At 45.2% G+C, this 13277-nt stretch carries 14 protein-coding genes; 4 read left to right on the forward strand and 10 right to left on the reverse strand.

Features of this window, described 5'->3' with window-relative positions; all coding sequences use genetic code 11:
* Window positions 1-63 precede the first annotated feature (63 nt).
* The 3 genes from AB1E37_RS25910 to AB1E37_RS25920 all read right to left on the reverse strand — a co-directional run bounded on the left by AB1E37_RS25910 (window position 64) and on the right by AB1E37_RS25920 (window position 2092).
* A complete protein-coding gene (locus tag AB1E37_RS25910) occupies window positions 64-606 on the reverse strand; it encodes a hypothetical protein (protein ID WP_072060590.1) in 543 nt (180 codons plus the stop codon).
* A 16-nt stretch (window positions 607-622) separates the two neighbouring features.
* Entirely contained in the window at window positions 623-1051 is a 429-nt protein-coding gene (locus AB1E37_RS25915; protein WP_224324746.1) for a hypothetical protein, read from the reverse strand.
* 441 nt (window positions 1052-1492) lie between these two features.
* The gene (locus AB1E37_RS25920; RefSeq protein ID WP_224324745.1) at window positions 1493-2092 is read right to left on the reverse strand and encodes a hypothetical protein; all 600 of its coding nucleotides are present in this window, start codon (window positions 2090-2092) and stop codon (window positions 1493-1495) included.
* Between the two features lie 595 nt (window positions 2093-2687).
* Here AB1E37_RS25920 and mobI point away from each other — a divergent pair.
* Genes mobI through mobH form a run of 3 tightly spaced genes read left to right on the forward strand, consistent with a single transcriptional unit; the run spans window position 2688 to window position 6896 of the window.
* Window positions 2688-3152, forward strand: coding sequence for a conjugative transfer protein MobI(A/C) (gene mobI / locus AB1E37_RS25925; RefSeq protein ID WP_065809520.1), 465 nt, complete (start codon window positions 2688-2690; stop codon window positions 3150-3152).
* Entirely contained in the window at window positions 3152-3940 is a 789-nt protein-coding gene (locus tag AB1E37_RS25930) for a hypothetical protein (RefSeq protein WP_048291879.1), read from the forward strand. The genes mobI and AB1E37_RS25930 overlap by 1 nt, the downstream gene beginning before the upstream one ends.
* Before the next feature lie 13 nt (window positions 3941-3953).
* Window positions 3954-6896 (forward strand): MobH family relaxase, encoded by a 2943-nt coding sequence (gene mobH, locus AB1E37_RS25935; RefSeq protein WP_065809521.1) that lies wholly within the window; start codon window positions 3954-3956, stop codon window positions 6894-6896.
* A gap of 468 nt (window positions 6897-7364) precedes the next feature.
* Here the strand turns inward: mobH and AB1E37_RS25940 are convergent, their stop codons facing one another.
* The 6 genes from AB1E37_RS25940 to AB1E37_RS25965 form a co-directional block, all read right to left on the reverse strand.
* A complete protein-coding gene (locus tag AB1E37_RS25940; protein WP_065366041.1) occupies window positions 7365-7643 on the reverse strand; it encodes a hypothetical protein in 279 nt (92 codons plus the stop codon).
* 613 nt (window positions 7644-8256) lie between these two features.
* Window positions 8257-8484, reverse strand: a complete 228-nt coding sequence (locus AB1E37_RS25945; RefSeq protein ID WP_225545018.1) for a hypothetical protein — start codon at window positions 8482-8484, stop codon at window positions 8257-8259.
* 78 nt (window positions 8485-8562) lie between these two features.
* Complete coding sequence (locus tag AB1E37_RS25950; protein ID WP_065809522.1) at window positions 8563-8910, reverse strand: hypothetical protein; 348 nt, start codon at window positions 8908-8910, stop codon at window positions 8563-8565.
* An 82-nt stretch (window positions 8911-8992) separates the two neighbouring features.
* On the reverse strand, window positions 8993-9430 hold the full coding sequence (locus AB1E37_RS25955) for a hypothetical protein (protein ID WP_126034224.1): 438 nt from the start codon (window positions 9428-9430) through the stop codon (window positions 8993-8995).
* A gap of 95 nt (window positions 9431-9525) precedes the next feature.
* Window positions 9526-10593 carry a hypothetical protein gene (locus AB1E37_RS25960; protein WP_048291875.1) on the reverse strand — a complete coding sequence of 356 codons (1068 nt, stop codon included), beginning with the start codon at window positions 10591-10593 and terminating at the stop codon, window positions 9526-9528.
* 68 nt (window positions 10594-10661) lie between these two features.
* Complete coding sequence (locus tag AB1E37_RS25965; protein WP_048291874.1) at window positions 10662-10958, reverse strand: hypothetical protein; 297 nt, start codon at window positions 10956-10958, stop codon at window positions 10662-10664.
* 233 nt (window positions 10959-11191) lie between these two features.
* Here AB1E37_RS25965 and AB1E37_RS25970 point away from each other — a divergent pair, with 233 nt between their 5' ends.
* Window positions 11192-11569, forward strand: coding sequence for a hypothetical protein (locus tag AB1E37_RS25970; protein ID WP_032719541.1), 378 nt, complete (start codon window positions 11192-11194; stop codon window positions 11567-11569).
* A 196-nt stretch (window positions 11570-11765) separates the two neighbouring features.
* Here the strand turns inward: AB1E37_RS25970 and AB1E37_RS25975 are convergent, their stop codons facing one another.
* Window positions 11766-12740 carry a hypothetical protein gene (locus AB1E37_RS25975; RefSeq protein WP_048291873.1) on the reverse strand — a complete coding sequence of 325 codons (975 nt, stop codon included), beginning with the start codon at window positions 12738-12740 and terminating at the stop codon, window positions 11766-11768.
* Between the last annotated feature and the right edge of the window lie 537 nt (window positions 12741-13277).

The raw sequence follows: 13277 nt of genomic DNA on the forward strand, positions 1-13277 counted from the left end.
GTTGGTTAAAAAGGTCAACACCAGAAAGTAAAAGATAATGAGGAAGATATAACATGACCCCGTTCAGGGACGCCAGGTATTACCCGGCGATTTAAATCTGGACACGGTTTCTTCTGCCTGCATCAGGAGTGCCAGCTGATGCGAAAGATTACATTTTCTGGCAGCGAGTATTTTCTCAACTCTCGCCTTACGGTCAGGGTTTTTTATCATCCGGAGAAAACGGGATGGGCCCGAAAGATATTCGGCCAGACGAATGCTGACAGCATCTGGACTGGCTGAAAACATGGCGTCCAGCTCTTTATCAAACCTGATTTTTCCGGAGGGACAGGTAGTTCTTTTTAACGGTGCAAGTTCCTGAACAAGTTGCAGGATATAAGAAGGAAAATGGTTTTTAAGGTCGCCAGTTTTTAACTCTGTATGAATGACAGGCAGGAATAAATAAGAGGCACAACGGACATGAAGGTCAGGAGAAATCGCACGCAGGCGATTATGGATGCTGTCGGAAAGATGAAAAAAACCCTGCTCATCTGACGGTGTCGTTATTCCCGTCGATGCAAACGCGATATGGCAGATGGTGCTTGCCGTGTGTAAAAGCTGATTTTCCATGTAATCTTAATTACTTTTATTCAAAGGGAATTACGGACTGAGAATAACGCATAATAGCAACTTTGCATTTTTTTGCGCTACATGTCGGGCAGGAATCATACCTGTCCGGCGCATGTATGAAGGGCTTTTTACATACCAGGCAATAGTCTTTATAGTCAGCTTCCGACATCCCGTTGAGAACTTCGACAATCCTGTTGACCTTGAGCGGGTAGTATTCCGGCGTATAGCCCGTGTTAATTAACAAATCAACAAGTGCATTAAAATCCATTTCTCTGGTTGATTCTGTAGGATTTTGAGGGTCATATCCAAAAATATGAATAGCATTGTTTACAACGACATTTGACAGCAACATGGCGGATTTTTCACCGAGCCATTTACCTACCCCTTTTCTTGTATTTATCCCTTTGGGGTACTCCAGGCTGTCGGCAACTTTACGACCATACAAATGTGTTATGGTATATTTATTGGCATCAAATTCTATACTTTATGGCACTTGCCAGACTATTTAGCTGGCTTACCTCGCTCTTTTTAAAGCCCATTATCTGCATTCTCCTTAACGTGTACCTGGTCCGGTTCTGTCGACCGGCAGGAAAAACCACTTCATGTTTTCAGAAAAGTTACTTTTCAGCGAAGCACGCTCGGATACTGTTATTCACTAACATGAATGAACCGTAATCAGGTTACCATATCAATGAGTGAAACCAGCTAACTCATATAGCATCCAGACACCGCTAAAATAACTTTAGCTTCTCATATGAATCTTTAAGAGCAAATTCGACCCGTAAGTTTTCCATATTTTCCCTTGGAATGAAACCTTCCAGAACATCAGCCATAATCTCGTAACCCCATGCATATACTTTGTGATCACGTCGTCCGGTATCATAGGTTATAAACCGGGGAAAAGAACCACATTTGTCATCTCCACAAAGGCGGACATCTCTGTATCGAGGAGCATCTGAAAAGCGTCATTAGACAGGGCCAAATAAGCCCTGACATAAGCCGGTTTAAATCTGGCCAGATTCCATAGATTGACCAGGAAATTCATCTGTATAGAGACGATGTTTTTCCTGAATAACTCAAGGTCGACGGGTTTATAAACATACTGCTTCCCGCTCAATAATTCGCATGGCTCATTTGGTTTCATCTCGGTACTGTCAAAAGGTCTGCCGTACGTTTCAAACTTCAGTAACTGAGAGTCATCCAGGATTAATTTTATTAACTCACCCCATAAAACAGGTTTCCCGTTGACACGGGGAACTAGCAGGCTACCTGGCCTGGCTTCTGACAGGGCAATTCTATTTAGACGCGCATCCGTGGCGGGATGGAAAAAACGCTCCAGCAGGTTGTCCGGTATATAGCGGTAGTCCGACGCGAGATCACGAGGCAACACACTGAGTAGTTTTTTCTGACTACGTATCAACTGCAACTCCGAGCGGAGAAACGCCTTAATGACCGTGTCAGTCTGTACGTTGGGTTGTACGTCCATACGCTCTCCAGGATACTTTTAAATCGCGCTACGTAGGTTACTGAAAGAGGTTTTATTATATCATAGCAATCCGAGGGAGTGTAGAAAAGGGTTAATCACAAATAGTATAAGGCACTTTCTTCGTTTTAGTTCCTTGTGCAAGAACATCCGAATTTTCACCAATATCATTAGGCACTTTTTTGAAAAAACCGTCGATAAGCGACATCTTTCATTGGTATCTTTTTTGAAAAAAGGTACCAATGGGGAAAAATCTTCATTTGTAACTTTTCCCGGAATAGTGACCAATGGACAACAAATTTTCATGCTCCATCATTTGTAACTATTACGCAAAAAGTTACTTATGCATAAGGGTAACTATTACTGGTTCGCAAAAAAGTTACTTTTCCATCTCCACGGTTGCAAGGAGTGGTTTTACGGGAGGTGGAACGCACACTTTGTTGGGCCTCAGGCAGAGGTTGCTGGTCATGCTCACAAGAAAGTTACTTTTTTGCCGACGACATGTGCACAAAAAAATTTAAAAAAAAATGCAAACACCCTTGTTAGTTCAGAAAAATCTTTTGGGATTCATGTAGTCTGTGAGAATGGAGGAGTTGATATGAACCCGATAATTACGGCACATCAGGAAATCGTTATCGAAAACTCGGTTCGCTATATCGAGTTACTGAAATCAGAAGCGACAAAAATTCCGGATGAATACTGGGAGACCTGGAAGGCACGAAATCAACTGATATCCCAGACCACGTATGCAAACGGGGGGAAATTCATGCCCGGTCGATTCGCACCGGTGTTTAAAAAGGTCGGCTCATCGCAAAAGCTGACAATTGTATGGAAAGATTTTTCGCCCAGGTTCAAAAACAAAATTGAACATCATGGCGTGGTTGTTAAACCTAAACTCGGAGGTTACAGCGTTAGTTGTTTTAAAAAAGCCCTGGACTGGGAACTGGAGATGATCCTGGAAACAGAAAACAAAATTAAACCAATCCGTGAACTACTCGCGGAATACCATCAACGAAAACTGGCCGACATCAAAAGGCTGGAAAAACTGAAGAGGTTAATATAATGGCTGAGAACGCATCCCCAAAAACTGAACCGCGCAATCAACGTAACGCTGGCAATAACCGCCCGTTAGGGATGGTCATTTCAAAATTAAAGCCACTTTCAAGTGAGTTCTATACGCATTTTCATGAAAAAAACAGAACCTGCCTGCGCCAGTTTAACGCCATTTCCAATGCAATTTATAATATTTTCCGACTGGTAGAAGGTGACCAGGCGACAAGCACTAAAGTTCAGAAATGGCTCTCCGGTGTTTACGATGAACTGTCGGGTAATGTAAATACCTTCAAGGAGCAGATTGACAAAAATGTCGCCAGACTGCCTCTGGATGATTCATCATTCGAAGGGTTTGACTATGGTGAATTTGAAATTCGCTGGAACCACCCAATGACCTATAAATTACTGGATATTATCCAGACCATCAACGTCCTGACTCGTCAGGCACATCAGTTGTGGTTATACGGTCAGATATCACAACAGGTTCATGACCGAATTATCCTGCAACTCCTGAGCTCACTGCGGGTTGCGATGGACAACATCACTAAAATACTGAACACTGAAAACCGCGTGAATGGAAAATACGACGCATTGCCATTCATCCAGAGCATTAAGCGGTTTAAATCGGTGGAACTTTATATTGCCAGTCTCGAAACTAAAGCCCCTCTTCAGTCCGGTCACAGTAACAGTTCTGCTGATGCTGGCAGTGAGCCGACATTAAAACAAGAAGAAGCAGCTGGCTCCGGTAAACCATCTGACAAAACACAGCCTTCTGCCACTCCTGTTTCGGTACAATAACTCACAGGTTGATATGAATATTATATCCAGGCTTTTTTTAAAAATTAGGGTCGCCCTCTTCGGAGGGCCTGACCACGATATTATTTATGATACAGATGATGAGTACGATATCCCGCACACGCCTAACAAGGATGTTCAAAGCTATCTTGATTATCCAAGCAAGCCTGCGGGTATAACACTCTTTTCAGAGCGTGAGATTCTATCTGTACATGCTAACCGGTTACAGGAAATTAATATGTATATCGGTTTGCCAAATTCAGACCTGAGTGAGGAGGCCTATACCTTCACTAATCTGGTCATTAAGCCATTGATGGAATATACACGCTGGATACATCTTTTACCTGCGTCTGAAAACCATCACCATGCCGGTACAGGCGGCCTGTTAACGCACAGTTTAGAAACTGCTTTCCTCGCTTTAAAATTTGCGTACAGCACTGAATTACTCCCTATTGGTCTGCAGGATGAAGAACAGATCCGAAAACGTCGTTATCTTTATGCAGCCTTTATTTGTGGGCTTTTACATGACGCAGGGAAGATATTTGATGTCGACGTTATTTCGTCCACCCCTGGCGTTAAAAGCACCTGGCGTCCGCTCTCGTCCAGCCTGATGGACTGGGCAAAGTCCAACCGTATTTTTTCCTATGAAGTTATCTGGCGGAAAAGGCAGGCTAACGAGCATTCCGTGCGGGCACCTGTATTCCTGGAACGCTGCTTAAACGATACGTGTCTTAATTATTTGAGCGACGTGGTCAAAGAACGGTTGTACGATAAAATGCTGTCGGCATTGGGTAATTATACAACCAGTGATGATTTTATTTCTCGTTGCATGAGAACGGCCGACTGGCATTCCACCGGCACCGATACCAGCTACCGGTATGATAAACAATCCGGTATTCGGGCCTCTGATACTGCTGCACGTGCCATCGCGATTCTGAAAGACAACATCAGTACTCTTAATATCAATGGTTTCGACTCATCGTCAGTACGACATGACAGAAACTCACCGCCTCCGGTACATATTATGATTATCGGTGGCTCTGTTTACATCAACGAACATGCGGCCCTTGATTTCATCCTGAATCAGTTTAAACATCTTGGGATTAACTTCCCGGATGGCGATCTTGGCCGCAAAGCATTAACCGACCTTCTTTTAAGTGGGGGCTATATAGAGCCATACGGTGAACAACGGGTTGCTCACTTTTTCCATCGCGGTGACTTTACGGAAACTGACATACAACGAATGTTTGATGAGGGTATCAAAGGCCTGAGCTGGTTCTCTCTCTTAAAAATCAAATGGGTTGGCTTTCTGTTTAAATACGATATTCTGCCCGAAAGTACGCCGGGTATTTTCAGTATTAATGAGACTAATGACTATGTTTTTGTCGACCGCAAAGGGAATGACACACTTTACTTACGCCCTCTTGCTAATGGAACAAAATCAATCCGTCTTGGAGTAACTCAATCCACTGATAACGCTGCAGTCTCAACGGCTGATACACATACTGCAGCGGAAAGTAACAGTACAGTTTCAGATACAGATAATACTGCTGATTCTGAAAATGATCAGGCTACTTCCGGTGAGAATCAGCAGGTTCAGGAAAACACTAATAAAACATCCCTTAGAACAGATGCATCTGAACCTGAGACACAAGAACCTGATTCTAAAAAACCTGTTAAAACCCGCCGTAAAAAAGGTGAAGTGAGTCCTGATGAGTACATTTCCAGACTCCAGCATCAGTTCAAAAATAATGCCATTAATGCTAATGAACTGGCTTTAATCGATGGGGTCCTGTATGTATCAGAAACACATATTCGCTCCATAGCACCGCTTGAAGAGCCGCGCTTAATTGAGACCGGTCTTTTTGTTCTTTCTTTACGGTCAGGAAGCCTCGATGAAGAATTCAGCATTCCGTGCAATGACGGGAAACGGTATGTTCAGTTAACTGACGAAGTATCTCTTGTTCAGTTACGTCATCAACCTGATATTAGAGAGGTTGAGATGCTGCCTTTGCTTTCTCCAGATTTATTTGGTGGGGTTAAGACTGATGATGAAGGGGGGTCTTTCACTTTTCCGCCGCCACTGGCTGAGGTGAAACCTGAGCCACTCCCTCCGGAACGTTATGAAGAGCAAACGCCTGAACTGACTCGAACTGAACATGAACCGACTGACATACCATCAGCGGAATTTTCCGATGATCAGGAAGATGATGTTGAACAATTCTGGGCGGATTACGCTTCATATTCGTACGGTGATGGCTGTATAAACCCGATAAATCAAACCATTGAGAGCACTGATGTTGATGTAGCACAGGTCAAAAAGTCACTTTCAGAGCATACACCGGATGATAGTACCTCTGTTCACGGAAAACCCCTGGCAGAGGAGGATGATTTCGACCAAACGGAAGAGGAAGCGCAAGATGAAGATTCTGGTGAGGGGATCGGTGACATTAACAGCGATTTTGAAGCGCTGTTTGCCCGTCAGAGTCAAATTATCACTGATCCGGCTGTCGTCATTGCACACAGCCTTGAGCAGTTAAAATCCAGTACTCCACCAGATCAGCAGCAAGTTGAAAATATTAATAGCGATACGCTTTCATCCGATATCGACACGATTATTACTCTCTTAAATCGTGTCAGGAACAATAACAATTCTGCTCACGTAAGAGTATTGCTACGGGTGGTTTTGGTAACTGATATAAATCTTTGCATCCGTCTTCGAATTTTAGATGATGTCGGATCCTGGGGTTTTAATCAGGAAGAAATCCGTCAACTCAAACTATCACTTTCTCATTTCCCTGTTGCCTCGTTAAAGGTCACGATAGGCCAACCAATTCGACACTACATGATCCGCCTTAGTGATCTTCAACAAGGTGCTCTACGCAATAACATTTTCTACGAAGAATTTATTTCGTATTTTAACCATCAGGAAGTAAGCCATGAAACGCAGAAGCCGTAACAAAACCCACATATCCGGAGTGTGTCGGGCCATAAAGCGGGATGATGAGGGTATTGTTAATGTTGTGTTACTGACGGGCTCCAGTAAGTTTATGGCAGACCCAGCACCGGAGTGGTTGTGCCGTAATTGTGATGACCTCGGGAACAAGTTCACCGCATACGATGCTGAGCCCGTGTATAGTGTTGAGGAGGTTAGCTGGTTCGAAAATGACCTGCGTAAAGCAATGCCGCCGCAGACGCTGTTGACCGACCTGGGTCACGTCTATTCACTGAAACTGAAACATCGACAACCAATATCTGTACCGCACAGGGTGACCTATTTTACGCTACTGACTACCACACTATTCTTCCGTGTGCTGAAAAAGTTATTTTCGCGTAAGCGCTCACAGGTCATCCACAAGCAGTACCGTGAATAGCTCACATCCATTTTCCACCGTTCTATATGCACAGGGCCACCAGCTGGCCCTGTTTAGCTAAAGTAGTCAGATGCAGGAGGATTAAGGTACGGAACGGACTGCCAGGCGCGGATCATGTTAACCATCTGCTCAGCGATCCCCATTGACTGGTTTAACCGGTATGCCGTCCGGGCTACCATTCCTTCCTGACGTTCATCAGATTTCACATCCACCAGCCTGAAGCACCACCACTCTTTGCCGCAGCTGATGACACAGATATCAAACTCGGCATTAACCACCGGCAGATAAGTGTGTTGATTCAGTTCCAGCAAAAGCGAATATGCCTGTGGCATATACCGTCCATCGAATGACCCCGCCCAACGATATGTTGCGATGAACGGCGGCGAGTCCAGAGATTTGAGAAATGTCATGTCATATCCACCAGCAGTTCGAACTTGCTCCCATTATAAATATTCGAAAGCCTCCTCAAAGCCCCCTTTTCAAACATGCAACAAAGCGACTTTCCCGCGCCCCAAAAAAAGTGACTTATATCGGAATTGTATTCGGGTCTGGAACTATGTTTAGTGCGAGTTTTTGTTACCAGTGCTTTTGGTGGGTCTTTAGCAACAGGATTCAGATGATCGGGTATTCATAAACAACGAGAAATTATGTGGCGCATTGATGAATTGCCTCGGTGAGGTCCGTTGATGAAAAGTACCTTTTGTGCTGAATGCCGACCGGGATATCAGGGGGAGTCGCCGTCTCCGGGAGGGCCTGGAATGAACAGCGACGTCCTGTCAGATATACATTAACGCGCTTACGATCGAGCCCGGTCTATCAAGAGCACTGTATGCTGATGTTGATGCTTCCATCCACTAACTGCAGGTTTTTTTAGCATAACAGCATCACTACGGCGAGAATGAGGCATGGTCGGTGACAATTAAAGTTACTTTCTCTTAAATCAATTCAATACGAATCTGAAATTACTGTTGCTGTATACAGCAAGTGCAATCTTATTTTTTCTTCATCAGACCGGCCTGCCATTTGCTCATTGAGCGGCGTTGACCTTACGATGATGTTTCTCGCTATGTTCAGAGGTTTCACGTCTTTACAGGAACCAGCGAGGATAACGGCTTTACCGTCGTTTAATTTTTCATTGAATCTATCTAATTTTACAAATGATACTATTTTCATAATCATCTCCATTTATCTGAATGCCTGTTCATTAAACATATCGTTACTGAGCCAGTACTTCCTCACGGTCAGCGAAAGCTATCCAATAAAATCAAGCAGAACCCTGCGGGCAATGCTTTGCTCCGGCAAATCACTGTAGATACGCCGCATTGCTGCTTTGTGGAATTGGGAACGATTAACCATGTCCACCAGCGCTAACCTGCTTTTGTTGAATGATGCCCTAACCTCCCTGTAACGCTGGTAATGAAACAGCCTGTGGAACAGATTCATGGACAACATCTGATCGCCTGTGACTTTGAATCGTATTACCGCCTCCCTTACCTCAATCCCTTCTGCCGGGATTTCACCATCAGCATAGGAACCCACAATACCAGGGGAAAGCAGGTATTCCTCATCAAGTGGATCGTTCATGAAACGGCTATACATTTGCGGCTCCTGTTTAAGGAAATCGTCGTACCGGGGCATCCCAAAAGTTACTTTTCCCGGTCTGTGCGTTGCTAAGTAAAAATTATCGTTTAGATCTGGATAGGAGAGCCCGATAATCCTGAAAAGCAGATGCACTTGTCACTAACAATGCAAGGGAGGATATCAGCTCCAGGAAGCCTAATTCCTGCGGACTTACAAAGTAATGAACCATGAATGCTATCCCTAGCAAAAACGATGAAACAAACACAACACCTAGTTTATATCGCTCTTTTTTCCGCTCAATATTCCTGCTCACACAGGGATTATCTTTTTCATAAGCAATCATAAGCACTTCAATTTGTGCGGCGAAATAATTTAAAATCTGACTAAAGTCCTCATGTACTGTTTTACACAACCTTTCCTTTTCTAAAGAAATAGAGTTAAGAATCCTAATAGCTTCCTCGTATTCACGATCATTAGTAATCGTCACAACACAATAAGCCTTCATCGTATTTTCATTTACATAGGTTTCGTATGGCATATAACTCATGTGGATTTACCGTCTTTTCTTACTTTTCGATGAGCGATAAAGGGAACCGCACGGATCCCCTCCAGCAGCTGGCAATGATGGTACTGTCAGGAAGACACCAGCTTTTTAATTTCTTCCACACCAAACGCTTTACACTTCATTTGCGTTTTCTGCCCGACAGTTTCAGGTGCTTTCCACATGCCGTATAACTTGTCTTTGTCTGCCATAAATTTCGCGCCTTGCAACTCGCATGACGGAGCCTGTTTTTTATCATTCCATGTGGCATTAACAACGAACGTCCAGACCTGACCCGCCTTTAATTCTGTCGGCATATCGTAGGAGAAGGAGACAGTCGACGCGTGTTGGCTGTTATCTGCAACCGTCATCGATGAAGTATCTACCCCGGCCGCTTTCAGCTCATTGATCGCAGCTCCCCGGCTTGCACCGTTACTTTCCTGCTCATCAATCTGTTGCTGAATCCACTCTTTGTTGCTGGATGTAAGCGAGGATGCATGGCTGTTGTTGCTGCTCATCATCCAGTACATAAGTGCAAGAGTTGTCCAGTCTGTCCCACTTCGCTCACGTTCACGAATGACAGTGCGTACGTTATCCGGAGCCGCCTGACGCAGGTTACTATAATCCCGGCCGGAGGTCCCTGGGATGCGCTGAGCTGGCGCGATTGACGACGATTTAACGGAGGATGGACTTGATGCAGATATAGTCCCTTTCTTAGCCACCAGCTCCGACCCGCTCACTGATTTCTTTGGCGTAGTGCCTGCAGCAGCGCCTTCGTTATCTCCCTTGGTCTGAGAACGACTACTGACAACAGCATACCCATCAGCCTGGTTCCTCACCTTCCCGGAGGTGCTCTCGGACGGTTTATTTCCTGATGACGCGGAAACAGCCCCGACCGTTAATGCGGCTCCAGGACCTGCAATCATCGCTTTCTGTCTGGTGGTCAGCGGCCTGGTGCCAGCTGGTGCTGGGGTATCATTAACCGTGCGGCTCGCCTGGACTCTGGTTGAAGAGGTGTACGACCTGGTAATGGACGAGGGGCGGAAGGACGATTTGTAGGAGGACCGATAGGAACTGGATTTATATCCGGCTTCCGCAGAGGAGGCCACCAGCATCAAACAGATTAGTGAGATCGAGGTTTTGCTGATTTTGCTGCGCATGGTTTATTCCATTTCTTGACGAGTCATTCTGAAAGTAACTTTTGGCCCAGAGAGCGTTAATCAGCCACTCACAGGTTTTTGAAAACGGAATCGCCTCTTAATGCCAGGTTAACCCCCAGCCAGAGGAGGTTACCCATAACCGAACAGGTCAGAATGTTAGTTAACATTCCTTGTTGCAGCAGGGTAGCCAAAGGGACACCCGTGGAATCAAATGCTAATGCAAATCCCACCAGCACATAAAAAAACACGACCGGGAATGAGCGCAGATAATATTCCGTCATTATCGCCGTTGCTCTTACAGCGTAAGCAATATTGCGGATTATGGTTTCTGACCTGGATGGGGCATCCTTTATATTTATCTTCATGCTCGAATCTCTTATTTTTGGGTTTAAGACAACATTTTACAGTAGCCATGTAGTGCCCTATCCCCTTAACTGTTGGATTTTGCCATTCCGGGATTTTTTTCTTTATCCTTTAATCCAACATTCAATCTTTTCCAGGCATTTTGAGTCATTTTCTGGACTGGATTACACAGTATGTTTATGGCAAATTTCTGGCTTCTTTCTTGTTCTCATCCATATCCTATCGGTGATGTAGTATGTCCAGATTTCTGAAAGGTGTTGGTCTTGGTATGGCGGGCATTGTGTTGCTGCTGTGCGGACTTATCGCGCTGTATTATTTTGAGTCGAAAGCAGCGCTCAGAGCTGATATCAAGGCCTGTCCCACGGTTACAGCTGGTCAGGCAACCGATGCCGTCATTCAGGACATACTCGTGAACAGAGAGCGCGTTTTCTCTAAGCCGCAGCTGGAGCGTCGGGACATAGTGATAGAAGAAAGGAACGTCCAGATAGGCTATACAGGAACCCTTGTCCCTTTCAGGATCACCGGTGTCAACGATCGCCGTTTTTTTGGCATGTCGGGATGTGCTTCTCTCGACTCCGTTGAATATGCCACAGAGTTTTTGACCCAGCAGTAGCTTGATCGGCCACAACTAACGAGCAGCATATTTTCCTGATTGTCCGTTTCGTTTGGCTCAGCCGGTGCCACAGTACCGGAGAATTTGCATTCAGGAGAAATGGGCTAAAGTGATGGCCATAGACAGCCAACCGGTCAGCAACACCTGTTCCGGGCGATTCCGGTTCATAATGTTCGCGTCGGCCACCAGCTGACCATCAGTCAATACCAGCATCCTGATTTGCATTAAAAAGAGCCATCTCCTCATCTATAAACACCGGATACTCGAACTTCTCTACCGCCTGAATTACTTCCGGATGGTTACGCCAGCATTCTTCAACAAAACCGAGAGATAACTGTTCAGCTTGCCGCCGCAGCTGTCGTGCAGTCTCGTAGTTGTCCCAGCCACTCTCATAGCTTGCTTTCTGATAGAGGTCTTTTTGCTGTGCTTTTATCTTTTCGATCTCATCAGGGCTGGTTACATGGCGGTGCCACTCCAGTGTGCGGGCATTGCCTGTTAACACCAGCCTGTCACCCCTATCGCGGATCTCTATAGTCCTTTCGGAAAAACTCACCGGCCCCTGGTCACGTCCTGTCAGGTGGTCAATGAACTCATCCCGCCATTCTTCATCCTGGACAATCCATTCACCCCGCGTAAAAGCTTCTTTTGCGCACTCAAGGGCATCATGTATGGTTTTCGCTTTACCTACCAGGTACGTACCTTCTGTAACGTACTTGCCATACATCGGGTCATCTTCCGGATACTCTACCTGACCAGTTACGTATACGAGGAAGGGGCACTGCCGTTCCCTGTGACGGACAATAAATCGTTCGCGTTTTGCCATAGCCTCTTTCTGGTAATAACGCAGCGGCTGAACCGACCATGGCACGATTTGCTTCCACCAGTCTGGGGCTAAACGCATGGCCAGTTGCTCAACGTGTTTAACCATTTCATATACCGCAGGGCTCGTTATGGCACCACAATCCCCTAGCTGAACCACGCACTGAGCAGCTGAGTCCTGACTCACCCCCAGCATGCTATCCATCATCTCTTCATCTACCTCGATACCGTTCCGCAGAAGGCCTTCAAACGTCATTAGAGTGCCTTCATGTTTAGCAAGGTCCACCAGCGTATTCACGATATGGGTAAAAAGAATGTCGCTGTGAGCAACTGGAGTGTTTTGAGTTTTCATTCGTGAACCCCCTGTTTAAAAAAATATTGGCAAGGTATAAGCGAATATTTCATTCATGCACACCAGGATACCAATAAAATAACGACCATCAACCCCTTATTATCATCGGGCGCTATTTCCAGCTTACGGGAAATGCATACCAAACCGGTTATAAACGCCTTAATCATTTACAGCATTCAGAATCATCCAGAGTTTTTATGAGTTAACATGCAGCATACCGGTGTATAAAATCCGACAGGAAAATAAGGATTAATGATTTTCCTGATTGTGTTTCATGGATTTAATTAGCCAGTAATTTAATATATTGATGCCCCCCTCATCCGTTGAGCAGACGTCAGGATAAAGGCTGTGTCTCCGTCCTGTTTTTCAGACTGATGACAGGGTGTCACATGGAGTGAAGTGTGCTAGATTGATTTGCGATTCATTGAATCCATGTGTAGAAAGATGAATGTGTTTTTTTGCCCGTCGTCGTGCGGGCTTTTTTTATTTCATGTAGTCAGGAAAAAGGGGCTACCGGCGAACGGCAACCCCTTCATA

It is taken from the genome of Klebsiella sp. Shm-1 (genome assembly GCF_040804525.1).
GTDB lineage: Bacteria > Pseudomonadota > Gammaproteobacteria > Enterobacterales > Enterobacteriaceae > Klebsiella > Klebsiella pneumoniae.

Excerpts from the sequence above, each read along its gene's own strand:
- AB1E37_RS25930 (WP_048291879.1), top strand. The coding sequence starts at position 3,152 with ATGGCTGAGAACGCATCCCCAAAAACTGAACCGCGCAATCAACGTAAC.
- AB1E37_RS25960 (WP_048291875.1), bottom strand. The coding sequence starts at position 10,593 with ATGCGCAGCAAAATCAGCAAAACCTCGATCTCACTAATCTGTTTGATG.
- AB1E37_RS25910 (WP_072060590.1), bottom strand. The coding sequence starts at position 606 with ATGGAAAATCAGCTTTTACACACGGCAAGCACCATCTGCCATATCGCG.
- AB1E37_RS25965 (WP_048291874.1), bottom strand. The coding sequence starts at position 10,958 with ATGAAGATAAATATAAAGGATGCCCCATCCAGGTCAGAAACCATAATC.
- mobH (WP_065809521.1), top strand. The coding sequence starts at position 3,954 with ATGAATATTATATCCAGGCTTTTTTTAAAAATTAGGGTCGCCCTCTTC.
- AB1E37_RS25970 (WP_032719541.1), top strand. The coding sequence starts at position 11,192 with ATGTCCAGATTTCTGAAAGGTGTTGGTCTTGGTATGGCGGGCATTGTG.
- AB1E37_RS25950 (WP_065809522.1), bottom strand. The coding sequence starts at position 8,910 with ATGTATAGCCGTTTCATGAACGATCCACTTGATGAGGAATACCTGCTT.
- mobI (WP_065809520.1), top strand. The coding sequence starts at position 2,688 with ATGAACCCGATAATTACGGCACATCAGGAAATCGTTATCGAAAACTCG.
- AB1E37_RS25955 (WP_126034224.1), bottom strand. The coding sequence starts at position 9,430 with ATGCCATACGAAACCTATGTAAATGAAAATACGATGAAGGCTTATTGT.
- AB1E37_RS25940 (WP_065366041.1), bottom strand. The coding sequence starts at position 7,643 with ATGCCACAGGCATATTCGCTTTTGCTGGAACTGAATCAACACACTTAT.
- AB1E37_RS25945 (WP_225545018.1), bottom strand. The coding sequence starts at position 8,484 with ATGAAAATAGTATCATTTGTAAAATTAGATAGATTCAATGAAAAATTA.
- AB1E37_RS25920 (WP_224324745.1), bottom strand. The coding sequence starts at position 2,092 with ATGGACGTACAACCCAACGTACAGACTGACACGGTCATTAAGGCGTTT.
- AB1E37_RS25975 (WP_048291873.1), bottom strand. The coding sequence starts at position 12,740 with ATGAAAACTCAAAACACTCCAGTTGCTCACAGCGACATTCTTTTTACC.